The organism is Duganella sp. CF458 (genome assembly GCF_900113115.1).
Classification (GTDB): domain Bacteria; phylum Pseudomonadota; class Gammaproteobacteria; order Burkholderiales; family Burkholderiaceae_D; genus Rugamonas.
This window is the reverse complement of sequence record NZ_FOOF01000006.1, coordinates 189,686-216,011: the sequence shown is the minus strand read 5'-3', so window position 1 is coordinate 216,011 and position 26,326 is coordinate 189,686. Positions and strand designations below refer to the sequence as shown.

Below are 26,326 nucleotides of genomic sequence, written 5' to 3'. Positions count from 1 at the left end.
GCAGTTTCAAGAGGCCGCCGCCACCGTCTTCGCGCCCGGCCCCGCGCCGGGCGCCGCATCGCCAGCCGCCTCCCCCGCTTGCCTGCCTTCGCCTGGCCCCGCTTGGTCCGTCGCCTGCGCGTCGGCCGCATCGAGCGCTGCCGTGAGCCGCGCCTGGAAACCGGGACTTGGCTCGATGTCGGCTACGCTTTGCCGCAACGCCTCCCCGACCAGCGCATTGACCAGGGCGCCCACCGGCATCTCATCTTCATCGGGCAGTAAAATCATTGCCTCTCCTCACCAACGCTTATCGACAGGCAAATCCAACAAGGGCCGCAAGCGCCGCGCGATCGCTTCGCGCGCCCGGAAAATCCGGCTGCGCACGGTTCCCAGCGGACACTCCATGATTTGCGCAATTTCCTCATAACTCAAGCCTTCGATTTCCCGCAGGACGATGGCGCTCCGCAATTCCAGCGGCAAGGCCTCCAGGGCCGCGTCGATCGCCAACATCACCTGCTTGCTGAGCAACATGGATTCCGGCGTCCCGATCTCCGGCACCGGCGCCACCAGCTGCGATGGCGCCACGCCCTGCGGCGCGCTGCGCTGGCGCCGCCGCAAGATCGCGTTGCGCGCCCCGTTCAAGGCAATCCGGTACAGCCAGGTGTAAAACGCCGCCTCGCCCCGAAAGCGCGGCAGCGCCCGGTAAGCCTTGAGGAAGGTTTCCTGCACCACATCCTCCGCCTCGGCCGGATCGCGCAGCAGCCGCAGCACCAGGCGCAGCAAGCGCCGCTGGTAGCGCGCCACCAGCAGGTCGAACGCCGCCCGCTCCCCCGCCCGGGCCCGCTCGACCAGCTCACGATCTGGGTCCACCGTCATAAGAGCAGTCCCGCGAAGATTGGTTCACATTTTTTGAAGCTGGGCCCGCACTGCCGCCTGCAGCCGGCGCCACTCGCCGCCGGCGACCGAGTCGGGCAGCAAGGCCAGCCACAGGCGCTGGCCGCCATCCAACTCCAGGTGCAAGAGCAAGGCCGCGGGCCAGGCTGTGCAGCCGTCCAGCAAGCGTGCCCGGCATTGCTTCCGGTATACCGTCAGCCGGATTTCTCCGACACCGGAAATATCAATGCGACTGCAATTGACTTCGCGCCGCAGGCTTGCCAGCGCCGCTGCCGCCAGCAAAGGCTGGCCGCTCCATGTCCCGACGGCCAGCACGGACGCAACAATCCCTGCCCGCAAGACGCGCAGGCATGGCGACGGACGAACAGCGACGGATGCCGCGATCGACATGGGAAAAATGAATTTGGGGGGTACAGCAGAAGCGCTCGCCCCGGCACTAAGACCAGGGCGAGGCTTGGAAGTTCCGTTTAGACTTTAGCGAACAGCAGGCTGCCGTTGGTGCCGCCGAAGCCGAAGGAGTTCTTCAGCGCATAGTTGATCGTTGCCTCACGCGCGGTATTGGCGCAGAAGTCCAGATCGCATGCCGGATCCTGGTTGAACAGGTTGATGGTCGGCGGAATCACCTGGTTGTGGATCGCCAGTACCGTGAACACGGACTCCAGGCCGCCGGCGCCGCCCAACAGGTGGCCGGTGGCCGACTTGGTGGAGCTGACAACCAGCTTCTTGGCGTGCTCGCCGAAGGTGCGCTTGACACCCTGGACTTCCGCCACGTCGCCTTGCGGGGTCGAGGTGCCGTGCGCATTCACGTAATTCACCTGGTCAGGGTTGATGCCAGCGTTCTTCAGCGCGTTTTGCGCCGACTTGCTGCCACCAGCGCCATCTTCCAGAGGCGAGGTCATGTGATATGCATCGGCGCTCATGCCAAAGCCCAGCACTTCTGCATAGATCTTGGCGCCGCGCGCTTTCGCGTGTTCGTACTCTTCCAGAACCATGACGCCTGCGCCTTCGCCCAGCACGAAACCGTCGCGATCCATATCCCATGGGCGGGACGCGGTAGCTGGGTCATCGTTGCGCGAGGACAGTGCGCGAGCCGAAGCGAAACCGCCCAGGCCCAGTGGCGATACGGTCGATTCCGCGCCGCCGGCGATCATCACGTCCGCATCGCCGTATTCGATCAGGCGAGCAGCCGCGCCGATCGAATGCAGGCCGGTGGTGCAAGCCGTCACGATGGACAGGTTGGGACCGCGCATGCCGTACTTGATCGACAGGTTGCCGGAAATCATATTGATGATCGAGGCCGGTACGAAGAACGGGGAGATACGGCGCGGACCGCGCTTGTCGTAGTCTTCCTTCTGTGCTTCGATCATCGGCAAGCCGCCGATGCCGGAACCGATGATCACGCCGATGCGATCGGCATTTTCTTCAGTCACGGTGATGCCGGAATCCTGGATTGCCTGGATGCCGGCGGCCATGCCGAAGTGGATGAATTTATCCATGTGACGCGCTTCTTTGGCGTCGAGATAATCCTCGACGTTGAAGCCCTTCACTTCACCCGCGAAACGGGTGGAGAAGGCCGATGCGTCAAAACTAGTAATGTTTGCGATCCCGGACTTGCTCTCGGTGATTGCTTTCCACGCGTCGGCAACGCTGTTGCCGACGGGGGAAATAACACCGAGGCCGGTGACCACTACACGACGGTTTTTAGAACTCAAGCGAGTCTCCCGGAGTGGATCGGAGAGTCAGGGCGTCGATTAGGCCTTGACGTGTGCAGTTGCGTAGTCGATCGCTTGCTGTACGGTGGTGATCTTTTCAGCTTGTTCGTCTGGGATTTCCATTTCGAACTCGTCTTCCAGTGCCATTACCAGTTCAACGGTGTCCAGGGAATCGGCGCCCAGATCGTCAACGAAGGAGGATTCGGTCTTGATGTCTGCTTCAGCGACGCCCAGTTGTTCAGCGACGATTTTCTTAACGCGTTGTTCGATATCCGACATGTTATGGCTCCAATATGTTGTTACGGAAAGCGCGCATTTTAGCAGGTTTGCGCGCCTATAAACTAATTTCGACGTTTGATTTGATCTACGTTGAAATCACTATTAAATGATGCGATCGTGCGGCATTATGCCGCATAACCGTATCAATTCATATACATACCACCGTTCACGTGGAGGGTGGTACCGGTAATATACGCGGCGGCTGGCGAAGCCAGGAAAGCAACGGCTGCAGCGATGTCTTCCGGCTTGCCCAGGCGACCCAGCGGGATCTGGGTCAGCAGGGCCGTATGTTGGTCTTCGCCCAGCGCCTTGGTCATATCGGTATCGATGAAACCAGGGGCAACGCTGTTGACGGTAATGTTGCGGCTGCCGATTTCACGGGCCAGGGCGCGGGTCATGCCTTCCACGCCCGCCTTGGCGGCAGCGTAGTTCATCTGGCCAGGATTGCCGGCCGATGCCACCACGGAGGTGATGTTAATGATACGCCCGGTCTTGGCCTTCATCATGCCGCGCAGGACCGCGCGGGACAGGCGGCCGACCGACGTCAGGTTGGTGGCGATCACGCTATCCCACTCCTCGTCCTTCATGCGCATCGCCAGCTGGTCTTGCGTGATGCCCGCATTGTTGACCAGGATGCCGACGGCGCCATGGGATTTCGAGATGTCGTCGATGATGGCGGCGCACTGTTCGGCGTTGGTGACATTCAGCACCATGCCCTTGCCTGCTGCGGCGCCGAGCTCGGCCAGGTAGGCCGAGATTGCTTCCGCGCCGGCCTCGGTGGTGGCGGTGCCGATCACCTTGGCGCCCTGGCGGGCCAGCTCTTGTGCGATTGCCTTGCCGATGCCGCGCGAGGCGCCGGTCACCAGTGCTACTTGATTAGCGAGAGTCATTGTCATCCTTGTTTATTTCAGTGTTTCCAGCATGCGCTCGAGGGTTGCCTGGTCGTAGATGGCTTCGCCAACCAGGACCGGGTCGATACGCTTGGCCAGGCCCATCAGGACTTTGCCAGGGCCGCATTCAACCACATTCGTGATGCCTTCGGCGGCGACTTTTTGCATGGTTTCCACCCAGCGCACCGGGGAAGCGGCCTGGCGCACCAGTGCATCCTTGATCGAGGCCGGGTCGGTCAGCACGGCCACGTCCACGTTGTTGATCAGCGGGATCTGCGGCGCGTTGAAATGGAGCGACGCCATGTAGTCGCGCAGGCGGTCCGATGCCGGCTTCAGCAGCGAGCTGTGGAATGGCGCCGACACCGGCAGGCGCATGGCGCGCTTGGCGCCTTTCGCCTTGGCGATTTCGCAAGCCTTGTCGACTGCGGCGCTGTGGCCGGCGACCACAACTTGGGCCGGCGCATTGTAGTTAACGGCTTCCACGATTTCGCCTGGCACGGCGGCAGCCGCTTCGGCGCACGCCGCACGCACGTCTTCGTCGGACAGGCCCAGCATCACCGCCATGGTGCCCTGCCCCACTGGCACGGCTTCCTGCATCGCCTGTGCGCGGAAGCGTACCAGCGGCACCGCATCTTTAAAGGAAATCACGCCTGCGGCAACCAGCGCCGAGTACTCGCCCAGCGAGTGGCCGGCCACCACGGTTGGCACCGGGCCGCCAGCGGCGATCCAGGCGCGGTAAGCTGCCACGGCAGCGGTCAGCATGACCGGCTGGGTGTTGGTGGTCAGGTCCAGCTCTTCTTTTGGACCTTCGGCAATCAGCTTGCCCAGGTCGAACTGCAGTGCATCGGAGGCTTCAGCGATCGTCTGGGCAACCACCGGGTTGCCGGCAAAGCCTTCCATCATGCCCACGGCCTGGGAACCCTGGCCAGGGAACACAAATGCGAATTTATTCATCTTTCAACCTTTAGACTTCTTATTCTAAAAAGGACTGCATTTTATTACATTCGGGCTAGTACGGCACCCCAGGTGAAGCCGCCGCCTACACCCTCCATCATCACCACGTCGCCCTTCTTCACGCGGCCATCGCGCACCGCGACGTCCAGCGCCAGCGGGATCGAAGCGGCGGAAGTATTGCCATGCTGGTCGACCGTCACCACCATCTTTTCCGGCGCCATGCCCAGCTTCTTGGCGGTGCCGTTCATGATGCGGATATTGGCCTGGTGCGGGATCAGCCAGTCGATCTGCCCGGAGTTCATGCCTGCCGCATCCAGCGCCTCGTAAGCCACCTTCTCGAGCACGGACACCGCCAGCTTGAACACTGCCTGGCCGTCCATGTACAGGAAAGCACTGCCGGCAATTGCGCCGTTGGACAGGCTGCCCGGTACGCGCAGCACGTCGGAGTGGCGGCCATCGGCATGCAGCTTGCACGCCAGGACGCCCGGCTCCTGCGACGCGCTCATGACGATCGCGCCGGCGCCATCGCCAAACAGCACGCAGGTGGTGCGGTCTTCAAAATTGAGGATGCGCGAGAAGACTTCGGCGCCGATCACCAGCACATTCTTGTGCATGCCCGACTTGATGAAGCTGTCCGCGGTCGACACGGCGTAGACAAAGCCGCTGCACACGGCTTGCACGTCCACTGCCGCGCAGTTGTTGGTCATGCCCAGCTTCTTCTGCACGATGCAAGCCGTGCTCGGGAAGCTGCCATAGAAGTCGGGAGTCGAGCTGGCGACGATGATCAGGTCGATATCGTCCGGCTGCAGGCCAGCCATTTCCAGCGCGCGCTTGGCAGCGATCACGCCCAGGTCGGACGAAGCCTGCTCCGGCTCCGCATAGTGGCGGGCGGAGATGCCGCTGCGCGACACAATCCACTCGTCCGAAGTCTCGATGCCCTTGGCAGCCAGCTGGGCTGCCAGTTCATGGTTGGTGACGCGTTTCTCAGGCAGGTAGCTGCCCGTGCCTACGATCTTGCTGTACAGGGTCATGCGTGTCTCTCGTTTGTAGTGTCGTCTCTTCCTGCGGCATCAGTTCGGCAATCATGGCCGACAGATGCTCTTGCAAATCATGATGCGCCGCCTCGTAAGCGCGGCGGATTGCCCATTCAAAGGCTTCCACGCCTGCCCCGCCATGGCTCTTGAATACCAGGCCGCGCAGGCCCAGCAGGCCAGCGCCGTTGTAACGGGCAGGATTCAGGCGTTGGGTGATCATGCGCAGCGCACCGCGCGCGATCAACGCACCCAACATGGTGATCGGGTTGCGCTTGAATTCTTCGGTCAGCACCACCTTGAACAAGCTCGCCAGGCCTTCGACAGCCTTCAGCGTCACATTGCCGACAAAGCCGTCGCAGACGACGATGTCAGTGGTGCCCTTGAAAATATCGTTCCCTTCCACGTTGCCGTGGAAGTTCAGGGCGCCGCGCTCGTGGTCGGCGCGCAGCAACGCGGCCGTGGCTTTCACCACCTCGTTGCCCTTGATGTCTTCCGTGCCCACGTTCAGCAAGCCGATGGTCGGGCGTTCGATGCCTTCCATGGCCTGCACCAGCACATATCCCATGATAGCGAATTGGTGCAGGTGGTGCGGTTCGCAATCCACGTTGGCGCCCAGGTCCAGCATATAGGTTGGCTTGCCCAGCTTGTTGGGCATGATGGTGCAGATGGCGGGACGGTCGACGCCGGCCATGGTCTTCAGCACATAGCGCGAGACTGCCATCAGGGCGCCGGTATTGCCGGCGGAAACGCAACCTGCAACGGCGCCGCTTTTCACCTGTTCAATGGCGACGCGCATCGACGAGTCCTTCTTGCGGCGCAAGGCGACCTCGAGCGGATCATCCATGGTGACCTGTTCGGAAGCGTGAAGGATGGTCAGGCGCGGCTCGGCCTCGGCGTGGTGCTTCTTCAGTTCTGCGCGAAGGACGTCTTCCAGGCCAACCAGGACCAGCTCGGCGTTCGGTTCGTGCTTGAGGAAAGAGAGTGCTGCGGGGATCGTGACTGAGGGGCCGTGATCGCCACCCATGCAGTCGATAGAGATTTTGATTGTCATTGTATAACTCAAAGAAAAAGCGGCGCGACGTCAGAAAAACCTGCGTAGCACCGCTTTGTCTTGTAGCCGAAGGCAGAAAACGTCGATTACTCGTCGTTCTTGGTCTTCAGCACTTTGCGACCACGATAGAAGCCGTTAGGCGAAATGTGGTGACGCAGGTGGGTTTCACCGGTGGTTGGCTCAACGGCCAGGTTCGGTGCTACCAGAAAATCGTGCGAACGGTGCATGCCGCGCTTCGACGGGGATTTCTTGTTCTGTTGAACAGCCATGATGACTCCTAATACTAAAGTTCTAAGATTTTAACACATCCGATGCGCAAAAACATGCGAATCGAGCTTTTACATCCATGCCAAACTCGATTACTGCACGCGTTTTGACACGTTCTTTGCTACTACAAACTGATTAATTCGTTTTAATTTGCCTTCAAGCCCTTGAGGCTTGCGAAAGGCGAAGGCTTCTCATTCTTCGCAGAGTCGACCAGCGAGGTATCGGGACACACCTCGTGCTTCGGCGCTTGCGGCAAGGCCAGCAGGGCCTCATCTTCAACCAGGTCCATGAGATTCATGGAGCGCGCACCGACGATCACGTCAATGCTTTCATCGTCAATGATTTCCTCGATTTCGTCCGCATCCGCGTCGTCTTTGCCCAGCAACAGGATGGTCGACGAATCGATTTCGTATTCAAACGGGGCCAGGCAGCGCTGGCACACCAGTTGCACTTTGCCGGCAACGGTCAGGCGCATCTGCGGGTAGCCCTGTTTGCTGGAACCGCCTTCCACCTTCCAGGACACCGCACCGGAAGAATTCGCGCATTCCCTGCTAAGCCGGGTCATTTCAGCGACGGGAGTTACCCCTTCCTTGCTGCTGTTGGTCCGACAAAATTCAAAAGCGTCGATCTCAAAAGCATTCATTGGCTAAAATTTCCCTCGAAAACCTGCGATAATAACAGGATTTTCCACGCCGCGTCAAAGACTTGCGAGACTTTTCGCTCTTTTTCGACGGCGCAGAGAGCATATAACATTTCCCTGATGAAAACAACCAACATCATTCTTGCTTCCAGCTCAAGCTATCGCCGGGAGCTGCTGTCGCGCCTGCAGTTGCCGTTTTCGGTCGATGTGCCGGACATCGACGAAAGTCCGCAGCCTGGCGAAACACCGTCCACCACCGCCATGCGCCTGGCCCGTGAAAAGGCTGCCGCCGTAGCGGCCCGCCATCCCGGTGCGCTCGTGATCGGCTCCGACCAGGTCGCCACGCTGGACGATGAACAGATCGGCAAACCTGGCAATCATGCCAATGCCCTCGCCCAATTGCAGAAAATGCGCGGCCGCGAAGTGGTGTTCCACACTGCCTTGTGCCTGTGGGATGGGCGCAACAATACCCATCAGCTGGAAGACATCCAGACCGTGGTCACGTTCCGCGACCTGGCGGATGAGGAGCTGGACGCCTACCTGCGCATCGAGCAGCCCTATGATTGTGCCGGAAGTGCGAAAAATGAAGCGCTGGGGATTGCGATCCTGGAGCGGATTGATTCCAGCGATCCGACTGCCCTCACCGGCTTGCCGCTGATTGCCTTGACCGGCATGCTGCGCGCCGCCGGCGTCAGTTTTTTCCACACCGCCACCCCGGCCAACATCATCAGCATACCCGGCGCCTGACCCTGCGGGCCAGACACCGCTTTACCGGTTTTAAGAACATGAACGGCACCCTATACCTCATCCCCAACACCCTCGGCCCAACCGACTCCCTGGACCAGGTCATCCCCCAGCACGTGCAGCAGCTGACCAGCCAGCTCACCCACTTCGTCGCCGAAAACGCCAAAACCGCCCGCGCCTTCCTGAAACAAGTCGGCACCGCCAAGCCGATCCAGGAAATCGCGATCAGCGAACTGAACATCAACACCCCGCAAGCCGCATTGCAAGCCCTGCTTGAGCCGCTGAAAGCCGGCCATGACGTCGGCCTGCTATCCGAAGCCGGCGTCCCCGCCGTGGCCGACCCCGGTGCCGACCTGGTCCGCCTGGCCCACGCCAACACTATCCCGGTGCGCCCGCTGGTCGGCCCCTCCTCCATCCTGATGTCCGTCATGGCCAGCGGCCTGAACGGCCAAAGCTTCGCCTTCAACGGCTACCTGCCGACCGATGCCGCGCAGCGCGCCAAACGCCTGAAAGAACTGGAAGCCCGCTCGCGCCAGGAAAAGCAAACGCAGCTGTTCATCGAAACGCCCTACCGCAACGCCGCCATGCTGGAAGCACTGGTCGGCGCATGCGGCGGCACCACGCTGATCTGCGTGGCCACCGACATCAGCTTGCCAACGGAAACGATCCGCACCCGCACGGGCGCGCAATGGAAAGGCCTGCTCGACTCCGGCAAGGCGCCGGACTTCCACAAGAAGCCTACGGTTTTCCTGCTACTGGCCCAATAAGCTACCGGACCGATTGGGCATATTCATTCACCCAATCGTACGCCTCGCGCTGCAGCGCATACAGCGCGGAAGGCGCCAAGTCCAGCTTGTGCAGGATGCCGGTCAGTTCCTGCCCCTCCTGCGCGCGCTCGATCAGCTCAATCAGGCGCAACGCCAGGCCCAGTTCGCCTTCGCGATGCAGCAGCGCATCGCGCACCTCGTCCAGCACATTGACGCTGTCGAGGATCTCGCCCATGCGCACCGAGAACAGCGCATCCATCAGCGACATGATGCCGACGGTGAAGCCGATATCGGCCGCCACCCTCTCGGATGGCCGCGTATAGCCCATCACCAGTTCCATGGTCTTGCCGCGCGTGGTCGCCATCTGCAGCAGCGGCGAGTCGAATTCCGAGCCCTTCACGTACAGCAGGATCTGCAGCCAGCGCTGCAACTGCCGCCGGCCCAGCACGATCAACGCATGCCCGACCGAGTTGATGCGGAAGCGCGCCCCCACCGCCGGCGTATTCACCAGCCGCAGCAGGTTCAGGGAAATCAGGGGATCATGCTTGACGCTGCGCTCCACCTCGCGCTGGTCCGCGTCCTGGTTCAGCAAGTCCAGCAAATGCATGATGGACAGCTGCGATGGCGTAATCTTCTTCCCGCTCAGGATCACCGGGCGCGCAAAATAATAGCCCTGGAAGTACTCAAAGCCCAGGTCCATGCATTCGCGGAATTCCTCGACCGTCTCGACCTTTTCGGCCAGCAGCTTCTGGTTCGGATTGCGCAGGTAGCGCGCCAGTTCGGGCAAGCGGCCCGGCTCGATTTGTTTGATGTCGACCTTGATCACGTCCATCAGCGGACGCAAAGCCCTCACCGCCTCGCTCTCGCCCGCCACGTCATCGAGGGCAAACTTGTAGCCCGCCTGCCTCAACTCCTGCACCCGTTTCAGTACATCGGGCGTCGGCTCCACCGACTCCAGCACCTCGAGAATGACCTTATCATTCGGCAGGAAATGAATGAAATCGCTCATCAAGCCCGTCGTATCGACATTGACGAAGGCAAGCTGGTCGCCCACGACCTGCTCCATGCCCAGCTCGGAGGCATGGGCAATCACGGAGGCAGTGGCATGGGTACCGTCGATCACATGGGCTTCATGGACTTCGGCATTTCGATAGAGCAGCTCGTAGGCCACGAGCCGCTGGCTGCGGTTGAGGATAGGTTGCCGCGCCAAGAAGAACTGATTGGCATACGGCATGGGGATCTGCACATCACTTTCAACCACGGCTGTCATGGGTTTCCCCATTGCTAAGACTCATGGTTACAAGACTATACCTATTAGTGCAGTCCTGGCAACATTTTTATGCGCTGCGCGACCCGCCTTTCTTGGCTGTGGTCGCTTCGCCACTCTCCAGCGTGAACTGGGCACCGGCATCGCGGCCCAGAACCTGGACCAGGTAAGGCATCACCTGGCGCAGCATCGGCTCCAGCGTGTACGGCGGATTGTGCAGGAACATGCCGCTGGTATGTAGCGCAATGCCGTCCGGGGTTGGCGTGCTGATGCAGAGGGTCACGTTCAGCCAGCTCTTGGCCGGCAAGTGCTTCAGGCGCTCGGCGAAGTTGCGCGCTTCAATGCGCTGCAGCACCGGATACCAGACCGCGTACGTGCCGGTCGGGAAGCGCTTCAGCGCATCGTTCAGCATATCGGAGACCTTCTTGTAGTCCTGCTTGTCCTCGTAAGGCGGATCGCACAGCACCACGCCGCGGCGCGATGGCGGCGGCAGCAACGCTTTCACGCCAAGGAAACCGTCGGCCTTGTTGACGATCACACGCTTGCCGCGCGCAGTCGGACGGCGGCCATTGGCGGCCTGGTGCTGCTCCAGCTTGTGGAAATTGTCGGCCAGGATCTTGGCGTCCGACGGGTGCAGCTCGAACAGGCGCAGGCGGTCTTCTTCACGCGCCACGATTTCCGCGCAATACGGCGAGCCAGGATAGAAGCGCAGCTTGCCGCTAGGGTTCAGGTCCTTGATCAGCTTGACATATTCAGCCAGCGGCTCAGGCAGGTCGTCGCGATCCCACAGCGGGCCGATACCGGTCTCGAACTCGCCGGTCTTGGTGGCTTGCGCGCTATCCAGCGAGTAGACGCCGGCGCCGGCGTGGGTGTCGATATAGGTGTACGGGACGTCTTTCTGGTTCAGGTATTCGAGGACCTGGACCAGGACAAAGTGCTTGAGGATATCGGCGTGATTGCCGGCATGGAAGGCGTGGCGGTAACTGAACATAAGGGAGGCGGGAAAATAGGATTTGCCCGCATTATCTCATGCGCATCACGGCCCGCGATACACTGGCCGCATGATCACCCTGTCCCCCGCCACCAGCGCCGACATTCCAGTCCTCTGGGACCTGCGCACGCGCGCGCTCCGTGAGCAATGCGCCACCCATTACGACCCCGCCATCCTGCGGGCCTGGGCCGCGGCACCGCCTCCGGCGACATACCCGGCACTGCTCGCCCGAGGTGGCGGCATTAAGGCCTTGGTGAACGGTGTGCTTGCCGGTTACGCCATCCTCGACCTGGGCCGCAATGAAATAGACGCCGTCTTCGTTGACGAGCAATTTACGGGCAAGGGTGTCGGCAAGGTCCTGCTGCGCGCCGTGGAACAGATGACCGGGCCGGCAACGGCCCTGCACCTTCATGCCTCGCTGAACGCGGTGCCCTTTTACGAAGCGGCGGGCTATCGCGCAATCGAAAACAGGCAGTACCAGCATCCGTCAGGCATCCTGCTCGACTGCGTGTTCATGACGCGCGCTTAGGCGACTTTCTTATTCTCGTCGAAGAACTGCTCGTCTTCGGTCGAACCATGCAGTGCGGTCGTCGAGCTTTGGCCCTGCTGGATAGCCTGGGTCACGGCGTCAAAATAACCGGTGCCGACTTCGCGCTGGTGCTTGACTGCCGTGAAGCCCCTGGCCGTGGCCGCGAATTCGGCTTCCTGCAACTCCACGAAGGCCGACATCTGGCGGCGGGCGTAGCCATGGGCCAGGTTGAACATACCGTAATTCAGCGAATGGAAGCCGGCCAGGGTGATGAACTGGAATTTGTAACCCATGGCGCCCAGCTCTTTCTGGAACTTGGCGATGGTCGCGTCATCCAGGTTCTTCTTCCAGTTGAACGACGGCGAGCAGTTATAGGCCAGCATCTTGCCCGGGAATTGGGCATGCACCGCTTCGGCAAAGGCCTTGGCGAAAGCCAGGTCCGGCTTGCCCGTTTCGCACCACACCAGGTCGGCGTAAGGCGCATAGGCCAGCGCACGCGCGATCGACTGCTCCAGGCCATTGCGGACTTTGTAGAAGCCCTCCACGGTGCGCTCGCCGGTGCAGAACGGCTTGTCGTTGTCGTCCACGTCGGAGGTCAGCAAATCCGCAGCCTCGGCATCGGTGCGCGCGATGACCAGGGTTGGCGTACCCATCACGTCCGCCGCCAAACGCGCCGCGGTCAATTTTTCAACGGCTTCGCGGGTCGGCACCAGCACCTTGCCGCCCATATGGCCGCACTTCTTCACCGAAGCCAGCTGGTCCTCGAAGTGCACGCCGGACGCGCCGGCTTCAATCATGGCCTTCATCAGTTCGAAGGCATTCAGCACGCCGCCGAAACCGGCCTCCGCATCGGCCACGATAGGCGCGAAGAAATCGATATCGTCCCTGCCCTCCGACCACTGGATCTGGTCGGCACGCAGGAAGGTGTTGTTGATGCGGCGAACAACCATCGGCACCGAATTGGCGGGATACAGCGACTGGTCCGGATACATTTCGCCCGCCAGGTTGGCATCGCCCGCCACCTGCCAGCCGGACAGGTAGATCGCTTTCAGGCCAGCCTTCACCTGCTGCAGGGCCTGGTTGCCGGTCAGGGCACCCAGCGCATTGACGAAAGGCTCGTTGTTCAACAGCGCCCACAGCTTTTCCGCACCGCGCCTGGCCAGGGTGTGTTCAATGGCAAGCGAACCGCGCAGGCGCACCACGTCTTCGGCGCTGTAAGTGCGGGTGACACCCTTCCAGCGCGGATTGGTCTCCCAGTCGTGCTGCAGGGCAGCGATTTGTTCGGCGCGAGTTGCCATGATTGATCTCCTACGAAAGCGTTAGAAACGAAAACCGTTAGAGATATCTTAGGCTGGATTGTTCCGGCGCAACACGTCTTATATAAGACATATGAGCCCTATTTATGCGCGCAAAATCAAGTCCTTAGAAGAAATATTCCATGATACGGAACGTCATTTCTCCTTTCGAGAGAAACAAGGTTTGTTGATCTGGTGCACTTTCCATCGCATGAAACGGTATTTTCACATCGTGGAAAGCGCACCGATGTCAGGCCAGCTGCTGCCTGGCCACCAGCACCCCATCCACATCAGCGTAGATCCAGTCGCCGGGACGGACCGTGACGCCGGCAATCTGCACGTTGACATCGCGCTTGCCGACGCCTTCGCGCGCGCTGCGCTGCGGATGCGTGGCCAGGGCCATGATGCCGACATCGCACTGCGCCAGTTCGACGCTATCGCGCACGCAACCGTCAACAATCACGCCGGCCCAGCCATTGTTCTGTGCCAACAGTCCCAGCTGGCCGCCGACCAGCGCCCGGCGGAAGCTGCCACCGCCATCGACCACCAGCACCCTGCCCGCGCCCAGGGTTTCCAGGGTCGAACGCACCAGCGCATTATCTTCATGCACCTTCAACGTTGCCGCCGGACCGGCAAACTGGGGCCGTTGTCCGAAGTGGCGAAAAACCGGCGGCAGCACTTGCAGGCTACCGTCATCCAGCATCCCGGGATTGTCATCACAAAGATCAGTCGTGGCAAAACTCATGGCATCACTCGCGCTTATGGAAGATGCCCCGACTATATCAGGCCGCGGCGCTGGCGGTGGCGCGGGTGCGGCTGCCGACGCCAGTGGCGGTGGCAATGGCAAGCAGCAGGAAGAAGGCGATGCCGGCGAAGACAAACTGTGGTTTTCCGGCGTCCATCATCAGGCCGAACAGCAGCGGGCCTACCGCCAGGCCGCTATCCAGGCCGGAGTACACCACGCCGTACACGCGGCCCGTGGCATTCTTCGGCGCGGCGGCGCGGATCATCAAGTCGCGCGATGGGCCGGCAATGCCGGAGAAAAAACCCACCAGCGCCATCAGCACCAGGGCGCCCCAGGCAGGCACCACGGCCAGGCCCAGCAGCAGCGCCAGAACCGCAGCCAGTGCAAAAGCGGCGGCAATCGTACGGTCATGATTCTTGCGCCCTGCGCCGAGGAAGCCGCCCAGCATCATGCCTGCCGCGGATGCCAGCATGTAGGCCATGAAGGCGCTGGTCGCCATCGCCAGCGACATGCCGTACAGCTTGACCAGCCCGGTCGACGAGAAACTCTGGATGCCGCCCAGCGCCAGCGCCGTCAGGAAGAAGAATCCAAAGCACATCCATACCGAAGGCAGGCGCAGGAAATCGAACGAGCCGCCCTGCTGCGCCCCGGCGGCATGGCGGACGATCGGATCGGGTCGCAGCGCTTCGCGGTTCCACCACAGGATCGCCAGCACAATCGCCGGCAGTGCGGCGGCGGACAGCAAGGCCGTGCGCCAATCGGTGGCGCTGGCCACGCCGGTCAGGAACAGTGGCGCCGCGGCCCAGCCGATGCTGCCGCTGACGCCATGCACTGAAAAGCCATGCGCCAGGCGTTCGCGCGTTACGCGCTGGTTCAGGATCGTGTAGTCCGCCGGGTGGAAGATGCTGTTGCCCATGCCTGCCATCAGCGCCCCCACCACCAGGCCCGCGTAATTGTGCGCATTCGACAGCACCAGTGCCGAGACGCCCAGCATTGCCATGCCGGAAAACAGCACGCGGCGCGCGCCGACGCGGTCCACCACGAAGCCGGCCAGGGCCTGGCCGATACCGGATATAACGAAGAACACCGTCATCAGCAAAGCCAGCTCTGAATAGCGCAAGCCGAATTCGGTCTTCAACCAGGGAAAGAGCGCGGCCAGGATCAAGTGATAGAAGTGGGAGACGCCGTGCGCCAGGCCAACCAGGCCGATCACGCGCGCATCTTGTTTGAGTAGGGCTTTAGTGTTCATGCCGACAAGTGTACGCAGGCAAATCCCGCCTGTTTTCCGCTAATATGACATCCTTTGTCGCGAAACCGCCAACCGCATGCCTATCAAGGTCGTTACACACACGGATAAATACGTCGAACACCGCGATCCGACCGAGGCACGGCCGGTGACCATGATCGCGCGCGACCTGGACAGTGCGCGTATCCTGCAACCGCATCGCCATGACTATGCCCAGCTGACGCTTGCATTGGATGGCGTGATACGCGTCAGTACCGTCGACAGCAGCTGGATCGTGCCGCCGCAGCGCGCCGTCTGGATTGGCGCCAATATCGAACACGCGGTGACGGTAGTCGAAACGGCGCGCTTGCGTCCGGTATTTGTCACTGCCACGCGCGATCCCTTCCCGGGCGAAAAATGCCGGGTGCTGGAACTTTCGCCCCTGCTGCGGGAGCTGGTCGCGGCCCTCGAGCAACAAGATCCCGCCACGCCGTCCGAGCGTTCGCGCCTGATTGCCGAACTGATTCTCGACGAACTACCGCGCCTGGCAACCCTGCCGATCCGCGTGCCGATGCCGTTCGACAAACGTCTCAAGTCGATGTGCAATACCCTGCTTGCCGAGCCGGCCAATACGCAAACGCTGGGTGAGTGGGCCCAGCGCGCCGGCGCTTCCGAACGCACGCTGGCCCGCCTCTTTGAAAAGGAACTCGGCATGAGTTTCGGCCAATGGCGCCAGCAGGCCCGCCTGGCACACGCCGCGCCATTAATTGCACGCGGCATGCCCCTGTCGCAGGTTGCAGATCAATTAGGCTACGCCAGCCAGTCCGCCTTTACCGCCATGTTCCGCAAGACCTTCGGCTGTCCGCCTAGCGCGTTCTTCAACACCCGCAACTGATTACATCAAACTCTCGGTTGATTGCCTCTCGGCCGCGCTTGCCTGCCGGCCGCCGCGCTGCATACACTCATCTCGGAGGCGCGGCCTGGTGCCGCTGGCTAGTTTCGGCGTCGAGCATCTCGCGCAGCCTCACGAATAGTGGTGCCGTGGCAGTGTGCTTGCGGCCGTACCCCAGGTTGAAGGCGTAGTCGAAATCGGGCGGATTATCGCCCTGGTTGTGCTGGAGGATCGTTTCCAGTTTATCGAAGGCTTTCACCGCCTGGGCTTCTGGCGTGGCGGCGGCTTCGTACTCGTCCCACAGGGCGATGATTTCCGCGCGCAACGGCGGGTCGAGGTCGCGCGTCAGGGTATGCAAGTCGGCGCGTTCCTGCGCTGACTTGCCCGGATGGGCATGCTGGTGGATCGCGGGGATGTCGCCATGAATCGCCTCGCCCAGGTCGTGCACGATGCACAGCTTCAGCACGCGGGCGAGGTCCAGGCCGGGCAATTCGCCGGCGAACACCAGCGCCATCAGCGCCAGCCGCCAACTATGCTCGGCGGTGCTTTCCGGCCGCCCGGTCGAGGTGAAACCACTGCGCAGGACGCTCTTCAGCCGCTCCGCCTCGCGCAGGAACGCCAAGCGGCCCGCCAATGTTGTCTCATTCATGCAGTGCTCCTATCCAGAGGCACGAGTTTACGCAATGTGGAGGTTGTATGTCATCAGGTTTTCATTTGCCCGCAAAATGGTGGCAATGGCTGCTGGTCTATCCGGGACTGGCCGTTGCCCTGATCCCGATCGTCAACGACTACCTCAAGTCCCGCGACGGCGACAACCAGGTCGCGCTCTGGACCAAGAACATCAGCTGCATCGAAGCGCCGTTCGCCGGCGTCCTGAACGAATTCAATGTGCAGACTTCCGCCACGATCTGCAAATCGGGCGATGTCCTGGTCCGGTTTATCGCCCCCGGCGACAAACGGGCTTACCGTTGGGTACCGGTCGAGTTATTCGGATTGCGCAGCGCCGGCACGTTCAGCTTGATCAGCACTGCAGTGGCCCAGGCGCCCGGCGCGCCCCAGCGCGAAGAGACGGTTTGCCAATGGGCCCGTCCCGACGGCTGGGTCATTCGCCGGGTGAGGATTGAGGGGAGCTGCTTCGAAGAACACATTTGGGCAGCCACCGGCGAAGTCAGGCGCCGGCAGCAGGTTGACTGCCGGGCGCCTTGCCGCTGAGCTTAGGCCTTGCGGAAGGCCAGCTCGTTGCCGTCGGTTTCGATGCGGATCGTGTCTTTCGGGCCGAAGCGGCCTTCCAGGATCAGCTTCGACAGCGGATTCTCGATCTGCTGCTGCACCGCGCGTTTCAGCGGACGTGCCCCGTACACCGGGTCGTAGCCCGCCTCGGCGATCTTCTGCAGCGCGGCGTCGGAGACTTCCATGGCCATGTCCATGCGTTTCAGGCGCTGCTCCAGGATGTGCAGCTGGATGCGCGCGATCGAGCCGATGTGCTTGTCGTCCAGGCCGTGGAACACCACGATCTCGTCGATCCTGTTGATGAACTCCGGACGGAAATGGCCGCGCACTTCGGCCATCACCGCCAGCTTCACCACTGCCGGATCGGCTTCGTCGAGCGACTGGATCTTCTGTGAGCCCAGGTTCGAGGTCATGATCACCACCGTGTTCTTGAAGTCCACGGTGCGGCCCTGCCCGTCCGTCATGCGGCCATCGTCCAGCACCTGCAGCAGCACGTTGAACACGTCCGGATGCGCTTTCTCGATTTCGTCCAGCAGGATCACGCTGTACGGCTTGCGGCGCACCGCTTCCGTCAGGTAGCCGCCCTCGTCGTAACCGACATAGCCCGGCGGCGCGCCGATCAGGCGGGCCACCGAATGCTTCTCCATGAATTCGCTCATGTCGATGCGGATCAGCGATTCTTCCGAATCGAACAGGAAGTTCGCCAGTGCCTTGGTCAGCTCCGTCTTGCCGACACCGGTCGGGCCCAGGAACATGAAGGAGCCGTACGGGCGGTTCGGGTCCGCCAGGCCGGCACGCGAACGGCGGATGGCATCGGCCACGGCGTTGATTGCTTCGTCCTGCCCCACCACGCGCTCGTGCAGTTTCTCTTCGATGTGCAGCAGCTTGTCGCGCTCACCCTGCATCATGCGCGAGACCGGAATGCCGGTCGCGCGCGACACCACTTCGGCGATTTCTTCGGCGCCGACCTGGGTGCGCAACAGTTTCGGCTTGTCGCCAGGCTGTTCGGCGGAGCCGGCGGCTTCGGCCTGTTTCAGTTGCGCTTCCAGTTCCGGCAGCTTGCCGTACTGCAGTTCGGACACGCGCTGCCAGTTGGAAGCGCGGGTCGCCTCTTCCATCTGCTGCTTGATCCGTTCGATTTCTTCCTTGATGTGGGTGGTGCCCTGCACGTTGGCTTTTTCAGCCTTCAGCACTTCCTCGTAATCGTTGTACTCGCGCTGCAGCTTGGCGATTTCATCGTCCAGCAATTGCAGGCGGGCGCGCGAGGCCTCGTCCTTCTCGCGCTTGACGGCTTCCTTCTCGATCTTGAGCTGGATCAGGCGGCGTTCGAGCTTGTCCATCACTTCCGGCTTGGAGTCGATCTCGATCTTGATCTTCGACGCGGCTTCGTCGATCAGGTCGATCGCCTTGTCGGGCAGGAAGCGGTCGGTGATGTAGCGGTGCGACAATTCCGCCGCGGCGATGATCGCAGGGTCGGTGATCTCCACCTTGTGGTGCAGCTCATACTTGTCCTGCAGGCCGCGCAGGATGGCGATGGTGGCTTCCACGCTTGGCTCGTCGACCAGTATTTTCTGGAAGCGGCGCTCCAGCGCGGCATCCTTCTCGATGTATTTGCGGTATTCGTCGAGCGTGGTCGCGCCGAGGCAATGCAACTCACCGCGCGCCAGCGCAGGTTTCAGCATATTGCCGGCGTCCATTGCGCCTTCCGCCTTGCCGGCACCGACCATGGTGTGCAATTCGTCGATAAAGACGATGGTCTGGCCCTCGTCCTGCGCCAGCTCTTTCAGCACGGATTTCAGGCGCTCCTCGAATTCGCCGCGATACTTGGCACCTGCCAGCAGCGCAGCCATGTCCAGCGACAGCACGCGCTTGCCGCGCAGGGAATCCGGCACTTCGTTGTTGACGATGCGCTGCGCCAGGCCTTCCACGATGGCGGTCTTGCCGACACCGGGTTCGCCGATCAGCACAGGATTGTTCTTGGTACGGCGCTGCAGCACCTGAATGGCGCGGCGGATTTCGTCGTCGCGGCCGATCACCGGGTCCAGCTTGCCCATGCGGGCACGCTCGGTCAGGTCCAGCGTGTATTTCTTGAGCGCCTCGCGCTGGCCTTCGGCCTCCTGCGAATCGACCTTGGCACCACCGCGCACGGCGTCGATCGCGGTTTCCAGCGCCTTGCGCTGCAAGCCGTTCTCGCGCGCCAGCTTGCCAGCGTCGCCCTTGTCCTCGGCTACCGCCAGCAACACCATTTCGCTGGAGACGAACTGGTCGCCGCGCTTCTGGGTTTCGCGGTCGGCCTGGTTCAGCATATTGACGAACTCACGGCTGACGGTGACGTCGCCACCGGATACCTTGGGCATGCGCTCCAGCGCATGCTTCAACGCCTGCGCCAGTCCGCCGACATTCACGCCGGCGCGCTGCAGCAGGGAACGCGCGCCGCCGTCTTCCTGGTTCAACAGGGCCAGCAGCAGGTGCGCGGGTTCGATGTATTGGTTGTCGTTGCCAACCGCCAGGCTTTGGGCATCGGCGAGGGCTTCTTGCAGTTTTGTTGTGAGTTTGTCTTGGCGCATGTCGAACGCTCCTGATGAATTGTCAACGACAATTTAAGGACGCGTTGACAGTTTTCAAGGCCCGCCGTTCAAGTCCATTTCCGCAACGCTTCGTCATCACTGCTGCGCGCATCCACCCAGCGGGCACCCTCGGGCGTCTGTTCCTTCTTCCAGAATGGCGCCTCGGTCTTGAGATAATCGATGATGAATTCGCAAGCCGAGAATGCCTCGCCACGGTGTGGCGAAGTGACCGCCACCAGTACGATCTGGTCCATCGGTTTGAGCGGCCCGACACGGTGGATGACCAGCGCTCCATCAATCGGCCAGCGGGCCTTGGCCTGGTCGATGATGGCCTGGATCGACTGCTCGGTCATGCCGGGGTAATGCTCCAGCTCCATCTCGGCCACGCAGGCGCCCTCGTTGAGGTCGCGCACCGTGCCGACGAAGCTGACTATAGCGCCAACTTTGGCGTTGCCGGCGCGCAGTTGCGCCACTTCTTGCGACAGGTCGAAGTCTGCTGTCTGAATGCGTACTTCGGTCATTTGCCCTCCGCGCCAATCTTGCGGAACAGCTGCTCGATGCGGCTGGCAGTGCGTGCGTCCACCAATGCGGGCATGGCACACAGGGCAAGGAACTGGGCGGCGTGGCTGGCCGGCTTCTGGCCGGACTTGAGGGAGGACTGCAATACTTCCACCTGCATTTTCAATCGGTCTTTCGCAAATTCGGCGCCGCTGTCGATGCCGGCCACGATTTCGAGGCGCAGCACTTCGGACAGCAGGCGTTGACGGTTGGTTTCCAGTTGGCCGGCGTAGGCGGCGCGCGCCGCGGCGCCCTCCCCGGCTGCTTTCAGTGCCGCCTCGAAGCGGCTGCGCAGCGTGCGTTCCTGCTCGGCCGGCAAGACTGGCAGGGCTTGCCATTGGCTGCTCCAGCCGGCGCTATCGATGTCGCCGGCCTCGGCCAGCGCACTTGCCAGCGCACTCTCCAGGGCCTGCACCAGGCGCAGTTTTTCACGCAGGGCGTTGGCCTGGGCCGCGCCCGCGCGCTTGCGGATGGCGTCCGCCTGCGATTGCAGGGCGCCGACAGCGGCGCGGTAGCGCTGGTCGATCTTCTGCTCGCTGGCGCGCGGCACCACGCCGGCGCCATGCCATGCGGCGGCGGCCTCTTTCAGCGTCTTGCCGATGGCGGCCAGCACGGCCTTGTCGTCGCCCTCGAAGGCGGCCGATTCCAGTCCGGCGCAAATCGCTTCGCGCGCATGCAGGTGGGCCTTGCGTTCATGATCGGCGGCATGGGCGTGTTCCTTGCGCCTGGCGAAAATCTGGTCGCAGGCGGCGCGGAATTTTTGCCACAGCGCCTGCTCGGTCTTGCGCTCCAATGGCAAGGCGCGGGCGTGGCCCTGCCAGGATTCCTGCAAGCGGCGCAAGGTGTCGATGGTGTGGCGCTCCAGCGGATTGAGTTTGCCGACTTCCTCGATCAATTGCTCACGGCGCGCCACTTCGATCTTGCGCTGCGAGTCGAGTGGCGCCATCAGGGCATCCATCGCCTTGTTGAAGGCGCCGTCCAGGCGCTTCTTGTCCTTGCGATCGATGGTGCCAAGACGGCTCCAGGCCTGGCGCAGGCGCTGCGTCGACGATGCCAGCGTTCGCCAGTCGTGCGTATGCGGCAAGTTGCCGGAGGCGGATTCTTCCCGGTCGACCTGGACGCCGCCGGCCGCTTCCAATTGGGCGGTGTCGCGGGCGATCAGGGCATTCGCTTCGTCAACCAATTGTTGCGCTTTTGCCGCATTGGCGTGGCGTTCGTCCGCCAGGTGCCTGAAATGGGCAGCAGCCGGCGCGTAGGCGGCAGTGCAGGCGGCATCGAATTTTTCCCACAGCGACTTGGGCGCGGCGCCGGACACGCCGTCCAGCGATTTCCAGCGTTCGCGCATGCTGCCGACCTTCTTGGCCAGTTCGCTCATGCCCAGCCCTTCGGCCGGCAGGCTTTCCACGGCGTGCACCAGTTCTTCGCGCGACACGTTGCCGCCCCAGCGCGCCCAGTCGCTCAGTCGCTTCAGGTCGGCCCGTACATGGGCCAGGCGCTCGGCCTGGGCCGGCGACAGGCGCCCGGTCTTGCTGTCCTTGAGCGTCTTGTCATGCTCTGCGGCAATATGCAGCTGGCCCTGCGACAGCGCTGCCTCCATCGCTTCGACCATGTCCATGAAGTGACGGTTGGCCTCCTGCTCGGCAGGCGATGGCTTGTGTTTTTCTTTTTGCGGGCGCGCCTGGCGGGCGGCAGCGGGGTCGTGGCCGTCGGCACGTGCGAGCGCTTCGCTCCGGGGTGGCGTTGCCGTGCCGGCCGCCGGCGCCGCTGCGGCATGATCCTGCCCCGCCGTATCCGCGCCCTTGGCGCCTGCGGGTTCGGCTGCTGCGGCAGCCGCTGCGGACGGCGCTGGCGCCACGGCAGGCGCGGCAGGCGCAGCAGGCGCAGCGCGCGCTGCCGGCTGCCGCACGGCGCGCTCGGCCGCGAACGTGGCATCGAAATCGTTCAGCAGATGGCGCGGCAACGAACCGCGCTCAGGGGAGGCCAGGTGGTCTTCGTGTTCCCTGGCCAGGCGCTCCAGTTCGCCGGCATCGGGATGCTTGCGCAAGGCTGCCAGCGCATCGATCATGGCCCGTTGCAAGGACACCTGGGCTTCGAGGCGCTCGGCCAGCGCATTGCGCACGTGGGCAAATTCAGCCGCTGCCGTCGGCGCCGCATCGACCACCTTCCATTGGCGGTCCAGGTCAGCCACCAGGTTGGGTGTCAGCTTTTCATCCGCCAACAAACGCTGCGCGAGAGCAATACAGGCCTGCGCTTGCTTCTGCTCGGCCTGCACGTGCCGGATCGCATCGAGCCGTCCCTGCACCAGCTTGGCCACGCGGCGGTCCGAGTTGCGTACCGCATGCTGCACTTTCTCCAATGCATCCTGGGACACGACATGCTCGGCGGCCGCCAGCCGCACGTCGGCAAATTCACTGTTCAGGATGAGCTCAACCGCCGCAGCCTCGTCGCCCGCGAGATTGCGGGCCAGCGCGGCTTGCGCCGCGCGGCGTTCTGCGGGAGTACCGAGCGGCGCCTGCGACCCGCCGGCGCTCGGCTGGCCGGCAACGCTGGCCTGGCTGGCCTGCTGCTTGAAAAGGAACTCAAACATAGTTGTGCTATGAATGGATCAAAACCACCATCATAGCGCAGCGCCGCCCGGCAGGGGCGGCGAATGCGGGCACGGCGTGTTCAGGCCGTATCCGCAGCGGCGCGATGGGCCGAACGCGTACGCCGGTGGTAGCGCAGCTTCGGCACAGGAACCACGACCCGGTCTTCTTCCTGCAGGGAGGCACGCACCTGCTTGGCTTGCGACAAGGCTTTCCTGTCTTTTTCGGCGGAGGCCGGCACGCGGCGCGCTTCCACCACTTGAGCATCATGGGCCAGGAACTTGTTGGCGATATCGAACCACGCTTCGCCACCGATGGTAGCGCGGGCAATCGCAAACAATTCCTTTTCCTCTTTCTCCAGGCGCTGCAGCAGCACCGTGCAGAAAGTCTCGATCGATTCGCAAATTTCCCTCACTTGCTGTTCACTGCACTCCACCGCCGAATCGAGTTCCGCCTGCAACTGCCGGATCACCGACAAGGCGGACTGGTTCAATCGGCTCAGCTCGTCCAGCAACTGATTGGCTTGCTCCGTCGCATTTTGCAGCGCGGGAATCAGGTACAGCTCGATCTTGCGCCAATGGCAGGCCTGGTACAGGCGTTCCAGGGTTTCACAAGCATATTCAAGCTGGGAGAGGCTCAAACGCTGTTGATGCAACAGCGTCGATTGCACGTATTTTTGAAACGACAGCAGGCTAAGGCGCACGTTAGCCTGTTCAACGGATAGCGCAACTAAGGTGTATGTGGCCGTTAACATTCTTGCTCCCAAATATCGCTACGCGGAAACGGAAGTACAAGTGTAAATTAGCCCGACAGGTTCGCTTTGACGTATATCAATGTAACGTCGCGCGCCCTCCCCAATTTAGGAGGTTTTCAAATCTAGCGCAAGGCGAAGATCAACCATACCAGCTTCTTGCGATGCCGTCACGGTTCCGCCAAATCGTCGCATCAGTTGTTGCATTCCGATATTCTCCGACAACGCTTCGCCGGTGATTTCACGTGTCCCGCGGCTACGGAAATAGTCAAGCAATTTCTGGAACAGGATATTTCCCAATCCTTTGCCTTTCAGATCGGAACGTACGATGATCGCGAACTCCGCTTTTTGGTTATCCGGGTCGGCCACTGCCCGTACCACGCCCAGCGTTTCCGGCTGGCCGTCCGCGCCGCTGCGGGTGGCGATGAACGCCATGGCGCGGTCGTAGTCGATCTGGGTCAGGCGCGCCAGCTGGGTCGGCGGCAATTCCTTCATCGCCGAGAAGAAGCGCAGGCGCACGTCGTCGGGGTCCAGCCGGCTGAAGAAACGCACATGGGCTGGCGCGTCCTCCGGACGGATCGGGCGCAATAACAACGGTGCGCCTTGCCACCGGATTTCCTGCTCCAGTTCCTGCGGATAGGGGCGGATCGCCATGCTGCTTTCGGCACGGCGCGGGCCGAGCGTGGCGCGCGCGCCGTGCACTTGCAGCACACCGTCCACCACGGTGACGGGATCGACTTCCAGCGCGGCGATTTCGCCGATGTCGGCCACCAGTTCGGCGACGTGCACCAGCGCGCCGCACAGGATTTCGCGCTCGTCGACCAGGGCGCGGCCGACGCCGGTACGCCTCAGCATGTCGCGCGCCAGCACCGTGTTCAAGGGTGGCAGGCCGACGGCGCGGTCGTCCACCACGCGGCCAGCGCTGCCGCCCAGGCCGACGCTGATGGCAGGGCCGAACACCGGGTCGACCTGCATGGCTATGCGCAGCTGCTGCACATTGCCGCCGGCCGGCTCGCCTGCCAGCGGCAGGCCGTAAGCCGCCAGCACGGCTGCCAGCTCGGCCGGTGCCAGTTCGGCGTGGCCGGCGGCGCGCGCGGACTGCACCAGGTTGCGCGCGGACTGGCGCTCCGGCACCGAATGCGCGGGCACCTGGCCCGGCACTTCTATCAGCAAGGCCTGGTTGCGCGCGTACTGCACCACCTGGCTGTAGGCACGCACGGCTTTTTCCGGGGTGTCGTAGCTTGGCAGGCCGGCATCGGCAAACACTTGCCGTGCGCCCGCCACCGAAGCACCGCCCAGCCAGCAGGAAAGTACGCTGCGCCCGCTCTGGCGCAGCAACGGCGCCAAAGCCTGTGCCACGCCGGTGCTGGCTGCGGCGGAGGACGGCGCGTGCACTATCAGCAACGCATCCGCACCAGGGTCGGCCAGCAAGGCGCTCGCCACGGCGACATGGCGCTCGGCGCTCGCTTCGCCGCCAATGTCGATCGGATTGGCCAGCAACAGCCCTTGCGGCAGTTCGTTGCGCAGGCGCTTGCCGGTATCGGGCGAAAATTGCGCCAGCTTGCCGTGCACGTATTGCAGGGCGTCGGCCGCCAGCTTGCCGGTGCCGCTGCCATTGCTCATGATGGCCAGGCGCGTGCCGCGCGTAGGCCTTGCGCGCGCCACCGTTTCCACCGCGTCAAACAGGTCGGCCGATGAATACACGCGCAACATGCCGGCACGGTGGATCACGGCGTCGTAGACCTTGTCGTCGCCGCTGCGGCCTGCCTTCAGCACCACCACCGGCTTGCTGCGCGCGGCCAGGCGGGCGGCGGAAATGAACTTGCGCGCGCAAGTGACCGATTCAAGGTGCATGATGATGGCGCTGGTGTCGTCGTCTTCGGCCAGGTAGTCCAGCATGTCGCCCAGGTCGATGTCGCCGCCCTCCACCACCGATACCACGCGCGAGAAGCCGATGCCGTGCTGCTGCGCCCAGTCCAGCACCGCTGTCATCACGGTCGCCGACTGGGAAATGAAGGCGGTCTTGCCCGGCTTGGCGCCGGCATGGGCCGCGCTGGCGTTCAAGCCCGCCAGCGGCGCCACCAGGCCGATGCCGCCCGGCCCCAGGATGCGCAGCAGGTACGGGCGCGCGGCGCGCATGATCTGCTGGCGAACGGTGTCGCCGACCGGCGTCAGGATGATGGCGCCGCGCGTGCCCCGGGCTCCCAGGTCTGCAATCAGGCCCGGGACCGTGTCGGGCGGCGTGCAAATGATGGCCAGGTCCGGCGCGCGCGGCAAGGCCGACAGGCGCGCGTAGCAGGGAATGCCGCGCAACTGCTCGTATTTCGGATTGACCGGCCAGATCGCGCCGGCAAAGCCGCTTTCGGCCATATTGTTCATCACCTGGGTGCCCATGCGGTCGGGCCGCAGCGAGGCGCCGAAGATGGCCACCGAGCCGGGCTCGAACAGGCTGTCCATATTCCTGATGCTCATGACGGCGC

27 protein-coding genes are annotated in these 26,326 nt (G+C 62.7%); 5 read left to right on the top strand and 22 right to left on the bottom strand.

What is annotated here, in order from left to right:
• Positions 1 to 6: 6 nt before the first annotated feature.
• The 11 genes from BM269_RS11470 to BM269_RS11420 all read right to left on the bottom strand — a co-directional run bounded on the left by BM269_RS11470 (position 7) and on the right by BM269_RS11420 (position 7,703).
• Entirely contained in the window at positions 7 to 267 is a 261-nt protein-coding gene (locus BM269_RS11470; RefSeq protein WP_090437146.1) for a hypothetical protein, read from the bottom strand.
• A gap of 9 nt (positions 268 to 276) precedes the next feature.
• Positions 277 to 855, bottom strand: coding sequence for an RNA polymerase sigma factor RpoE (rpoE, locus tag BM269_RS11465; RefSeq protein ID WP_090437145.1), 579 nt, complete (start codon positions 853 to 855; stop codon positions 277 to 279).
• Positions 856 to 879: 24 nt separating this feature from the next.
• A complete protein-coding gene (locus tag BM269_RS11460) occupies positions 880 to 1,263 on the bottom strand; it encodes a protein YgfX (RefSeq protein WP_139232715.1) in 384 nt (127 codons plus the stop codon).
• A 77-nt stretch (positions 1,264 to 1,340) separates the two neighbouring features.
• Positions 1,341 to 2,585 carry a beta-ketoacyl-ACP synthase II gene (gene fabF / locus BM269_RS11455; RefSeq protein ID WP_090437143.1) on the bottom strand — a complete coding sequence of 415 codons (1,245 nt, stop codon included), beginning with the start codon at positions 2,583 to 2,585 and terminating at the stop codon, positions 1,341 to 1,343.
• A 39-nt stretch (positions 2,586 to 2,624) separates the two neighbouring features.
• The gene (gene acpP / locus BM269_RS11450) at positions 2,625 to 2,864 is read right to left on the bottom strand and encodes an acyl carrier protein (RefSeq protein WP_055936274.1); all 240 of its coding nucleotides are present in this window, start codon (positions 2,862 to 2,864) and stop codon (positions 2,625 to 2,627) included.
• 143 nt (positions 2,865 to 3,007) lie between these two features.
• A complete protein-coding gene (gene fabG / locus BM269_RS11445; protein WP_170860348.1) occupies positions 3,008 to 3,760 on the bottom strand; it encodes a 3-oxoacyl-ACP reductase FabG in 753 nt (250 codons plus the stop codon).
• A gap of 6 nt (positions 3,761 to 3,766) precedes the next feature.
• Entirely contained in the window at positions 3,767 to 4,708 is a 942-nt protein-coding gene (gene fabD, locus BM269_RS11440; protein WP_090437141.1) for an ACP S-malonyltransferase, read from the bottom strand.
• Positions 4,709 to 4,752: 44 nt separating this feature from the next.
• Complete coding sequence (locus BM269_RS11435) at positions 4,753 to 5,739, bottom strand: beta-ketoacyl-ACP synthase III (protein ID WP_090437140.1); 987 nt, start codon at positions 5,737 to 5,739, stop codon at positions 4,753 to 4,755.
• Positions 5,693 to 6,793 carry a phosphate acyltransferase PlsX gene (plsX, locus tag BM269_RS11430; protein WP_090437139.1) on the bottom strand — a complete coding sequence of 367 codons (1,101 nt, stop codon included), beginning with the start codon at positions 6,791 to 6,793 and terminating at the stop codon, positions 5,693 to 5,695. Before plsX ends, BM269_RS11435 begins: the two co-directional genes overlap by 47 nt.
• An 86-nt stretch (positions 6,794 to 6,879) precedes the next feature.
• The gene (gene rpmF, locus BM269_RS11425) at positions 6,880 to 7,062 is read right to left on the bottom strand and encodes a 50S ribosomal protein L32 (RefSeq protein ID WP_028104096.1); all 183 of its coding nucleotides are present in this window, start codon (positions 7,060 to 7,062) and stop codon (positions 6,880 to 6,882) included.
• A 143-nt stretch (positions 7,063 to 7,205) separates the two neighbouring features.
• On the bottom strand, positions 7,206 to 7,703 hold the full coding sequence (locus BM269_RS11420) for a YceD family protein (protein ID WP_090437138.1): 498 nt from the start codon (positions 7,701 to 7,703) through the stop codon (positions 7,206 to 7,208).
• Between the two features lie 117 nt (positions 7,704 to 7,820).
• Between BM269_RS11420 and BM269_RS11415 the strand changes: the two genes are divergently transcribed.
• Both BM269_RS11415 and BM269_RS11410 read left to right on the top strand, forming a co-directional pair.
• Positions 7,821 to 8,447, top strand: coding sequence for a Maf-like protein (locus tag BM269_RS11415; protein WP_090437137.1), 627 nt, complete (start codon positions 7,821 to 7,823; stop codon positions 8,445 to 8,447).
• Between the two features lie 38 nt (positions 8,448 to 8,485).
• Positions 8,486 to 9,211, top strand: a complete 726-nt coding sequence (locus BM269_RS11410) for an SAM-dependent methyltransferase (RefSeq protein WP_090437136.1) — start codon at positions 8,486 to 8,488, stop codon at positions 9,209 to 9,211.
• Between the two features lies 1 nt (position 9,212).
• Here the strand turns inward: BM269_RS11410 and BM269_RS11405 are convergent, their stop codons facing one another.
• Entirely contained in the window at positions 9,213 to 10,445 is a 1,233-nt protein-coding gene (locus tag BM269_RS11405; RefSeq protein WP_229204597.1) for an EAL and HDOD domain-containing protein, read from the bottom strand.
• Between the two features lie 103 nt (positions 10,446 to 10,548).
• Entirely contained in the window at positions 10,549 to 11,469 is a 921-nt protein-coding gene (locus tag BM269_RS11400) for a 23S rRNA (adenine(2030)-N(6))-methyltransferase RlmJ (RefSeq protein WP_090437134.1), read from the bottom strand.
• Between the two features lie 70 nt (positions 11,470 to 11,539).
• On the opposite strand from BM269_RS11400, the gene BM269_RS11395 reads away from it, so the two are divergent.
• The gene (locus BM269_RS11395) at positions 11,540 to 11,998 is read left to right on the top strand and encodes a GNAT family N-acetyltransferase (RefSeq protein ID WP_090437133.1); all 459 of its coding nucleotides are present in this window, start codon (positions 11,540 to 11,542) and stop codon (positions 11,996 to 11,998) included.
• Here the strand turns inward: BM269_RS11395 and aceA are convergent.
• The 3 genes from aceA to BM269_RS11380 form a co-directional block, all read right to left on the bottom strand.
• Positions 11,995 to 13,296 (bottom strand): isocitrate lyase, encoded by a 1,302-nt coding sequence (aceA, locus tag BM269_RS11390; RefSeq protein ID WP_090437132.1) that lies wholly within the window; start codon positions 13,294 to 13,296, stop codon positions 11,995 to 11,997. The genes BM269_RS11395 and aceA overlap by 4 nt on opposite strands.
• Before the next feature lie 247 nt (positions 13,297 to 13,543).
• The gene (gene rraA / locus BM269_RS11385; protein ID WP_090437131.1) at positions 13,544 to 14,038 is read right to left on the bottom strand and encodes a ribonuclease E activity regulator RraA; all 495 of its coding nucleotides are present in this window, start codon (positions 14,036 to 14,038) and stop codon (positions 13,544 to 13,546) included.
• 37 nt (positions 14,039 to 14,075) lie between these two features.
• On the bottom strand, positions 14,076 to 15,287 hold the full coding sequence (locus tag BM269_RS11380; protein WP_090437130.1) for an MFS transporter: 1,212 nt from the start codon (positions 15,285 to 15,287) through the stop codon (positions 14,076 to 14,078).
• A gap of 76 nt (positions 15,288 to 15,363) precedes the next feature.
• Here BM269_RS11380 and BM269_RS11375 point away from each other — a divergent pair, with 76 nt between their 5' ends.
• The gene (locus BM269_RS11375) at positions 15,364 to 16,158 is read left to right on the top strand and encodes a helix-turn-helix domain-containing protein (RefSeq protein ID WP_090437129.1); all 795 of its coding nucleotides are present in this window, start codon (positions 15,364 to 15,366) and stop codon (positions 16,156 to 16,158) included.
• A gap of 67 nt (positions 16,159 to 16,225) precedes the next feature.
• On the opposite strand, the gene BM269_RS11370 is transcribed toward BM269_RS11375, so the two are convergent.
• The gene (locus BM269_RS11370; RefSeq protein WP_090437128.1) at positions 16,226 to 16,804 is read right to left on the bottom strand and encodes an HD domain-containing protein; all 579 of its coding nucleotides are present in this window, start codon (positions 16,802 to 16,804) and stop codon (positions 16,226 to 16,228) included.
• A 47-nt stretch (positions 16,805 to 16,851) separates the two neighbouring features.
• On the opposite strand from BM269_RS11370, the gene BM269_RS11365 reads away from it, so the two are divergent.
• Entirely contained in the window at positions 16,852 to 17,367 is a 516-nt protein-coding gene (locus BM269_RS11365; RefSeq protein ID WP_139232714.1) for a hypothetical protein, read from the top strand.
• A 2-nt stretch (positions 17,368 to 17,369) separates the two neighbouring features.
• Here the strand turns inward: BM269_RS11365 and clpB are convergent, their stop codons facing one another.
• The 5 genes from clpB to BM269_RS11340 form a co-directional block, all read right to left on the bottom strand.
• Complete coding sequence (clpB, locus tag BM269_RS11360) at positions 17,370 to 19,952, bottom strand: ATP-dependent chaperone ClpB (RefSeq protein WP_090437126.1); 2,583 nt, start codon at positions 19,950 to 19,952, stop codon at positions 17,370 to 17,372.
• Positions 19,953 to 20,020: 68 nt separating this feature from the next.
• On the bottom strand, positions 20,021 to 20,473 hold the full coding sequence (moaE, locus tag BM269_RS11355) for a molybdopterin synthase catalytic subunit MoaE (RefSeq protein ID WP_090437125.1): 453 nt from the start codon (positions 20,471 to 20,473) through the stop codon (positions 20,021 to 20,023).
• Positions 20,470 to 23,097: a DUF349 domain-containing protein gene (locus tag BM269_RS11350; RefSeq protein WP_090437124.1), complete on the bottom strand. Its 2,628-nt coding sequence runs from the start codon at positions 23,095 to 23,097 to the stop codon at positions 20,470 to 20,472. The genes moaE and BM269_RS11350 overlap by 4 nt, the downstream gene beginning before the upstream one ends.
• A gap of 80 nt (positions 23,098 to 23,177) precedes the next feature.
• Entirely contained in the window at positions 23,178 to 23,849 is a 672-nt protein-coding gene (locus BM269_RS11345; protein ID WP_139232713.1) for a hemerythrin domain-containing protein, read from the bottom strand.
• A gap of 105 nt (positions 23,850 to 23,954) precedes the next feature.
• Entirely contained in the window at positions 23,955 to 26,318 is a 2,364-nt protein-coding gene (locus BM269_RS11340) for a bifunctional acetate--CoA ligase family protein/GNAT family N-acetyltransferase (protein WP_090437122.1), read from the bottom strand.
• Positions 26,319 to 26,326 lie beyond the last annotated feature (8 nt).

Bases quoted from the DNA above. Each gene is read 5' to 3' on its own strand.
- moaE (WP_090437125.1), bottom strand. From the start codon at position 20,473: ATGACCGAAGTACGCATTCAGACAGCAGACTTCGACCTGTCGCAAGAA.
- BM269_RS11370 (WP_090437128.1), bottom strand. From the start codon at position 16,804: ATGAATGAGACAACATTGGCGGGCCGCTTGGCGTTCCTGCGCGAGGCG.
- rpmF (WP_028104096.1), bottom strand. From the start codon at position 7,062: ATGGCTGTTCAACAGAACAAGAAATCCCCGTCGAAGCGCGGCATGCAC.
- fabG (WP_170860348.1), bottom strand. From the start codon at position 3,760: ATGACAATGACTCTCGCTAATCAAGTAGCACTGGTGACCGGCGCCTCG.
- BM269_RS11375 (WP_090437129.1), top strand. From the start codon at position 15,364: ATGCCTATCAAGGTCGTTACACACACGGATAAATACGTCGAACACCGC.
- BM269_RS11400 (WP_090437134.1), bottom strand. From the start codon at position 11,469: ATGTTCAGTTACCGCCACGCCTTCCATGCCGGCAATCACGCCGATATC.
- fabD (WP_090437141.1), bottom strand. From the start codon at position 4,708: ATGAATAAATTCGCATTTGTGTTCCCTGGCCAGGGTTCCCAGGCCGTG.
- BM269_RS11415 (WP_090437137.1), top strand. From the start codon at position 7,821: ATGAAAACAACCAACATCATTCTTGCTTCCAGCTCAAGCTATCGCCGG.
- BM269_RS11340 (WP_090437122.1), bottom strand. From the start codon at position 26,318: ATGAGCATCAGGAATATGGACAGCCTGTTCGAGCCCGGCTCGGTGGCC.
- BM269_RS11420 (WP_090437138.1), bottom strand. From the start codon at position 7,703: ATGAATGCTTTTGAGATCGACGCTTTTGAATTTTGTCGGACCAACAGC.
- rpoE (WP_090437145.1), bottom strand. From the start codon at position 855: ATGACGGTGGACCCAGATCGTGAGCTGGTCGAGCGGGCCCGGGCGGGG.
- BM269_RS11395 (WP_090437133.1), top strand. From the start codon at position 11,540: ATGATCACCCTGTCCCCCGCCACCAGCGCCGACATTCCAGTCCTCTGG.
- BM269_RS11470 (WP_090437146.1), bottom strand. From the start codon at position 267: ATGATTTTACTGCCCGATGAAGATGAGATGCCGGTGGGCGCCCTGGTC.
- BM269_RS11405 (WP_229204597.1), bottom strand. From the start codon at position 10,445: ATGCCGTATGCCAATCAGTTCTTCTTGGCGCGGCAACCTATCCTCAAC.
- BM269_RS11365 (WP_139232714.1), top strand. From the start codon at position 16,852: ATGTCATCAGGTTTTCATTTGCCCGCAAAATGGTGGCAATGGCTGCTG.
- acpP (WP_055936274.1), bottom strand. From the start codon at position 2,864: ATGTCGGATATCGAACAACGCGTTAAGAAAATCGTCGCTGAACAACTG.
- BM269_RS11460 (WP_139232715.1), bottom strand. From the start codon at position 1,263: ATGTCGATCGCGGCATCCGTCGCTGTTCGTCCGTCGCCATGCCTGCGC.
- BM269_RS11345 (WP_139232713.1), bottom strand. From the start codon at position 23,849: ATGTTAACGGCCACATACACCTTAGTTGCGCTATCCGTTGAACAGGCT.
- clpB (WP_090437126.1), bottom strand. From the start codon at position 19,952: ATGCGCCAAGACAAACTCACAACAAAACTGCAAGAAGCCCTCGCCGAT.
- BM269_RS11350 (WP_090437124.1), bottom strand. From the start codon at position 23,097: ATGTTTGAGTTCCTTTTCAAGCAGCAGGCCAGCCAGGCCAGCGTTGCC.
- aceA (WP_090437132.1), bottom strand. From the start codon at position 13,296: ATGGCAACTCGCGCCGAACAAATCGCTGCCCTGCAGCACGACTGGGAG.
- BM269_RS11410 (WP_090437136.1), top strand. From the start codon at position 8,486: ATGAACGGCACCCTATACCTCATCCCCAACACCCTCGGCCCAACCGAC.
- plsX (WP_090437139.1), bottom strand. From the start codon at position 6,793: ATGACAATCAAAATCTCTATCGACTGCATGGGTGGCGATCACGGCCCC.
- rraA (WP_090437131.1), bottom strand. From the start codon at position 14,038: ATGAGTTTTGCCACGACTGATCTTTGTGATGACAATCCCGGGATGCTG.
- BM269_RS11435 (WP_090437140.1), bottom strand. From the start codon at position 5,739: ATGACCCTGTACAGCAAGATCGTAGGCACGGGCAGCTACCTGCCTGAG.
- BM269_RS11380 (WP_090437130.1), bottom strand. From the start codon at position 15,287: ATGAACACTAAAGCCCTACTCAAACAAGATGCGCGCGTGATCGGCCTG.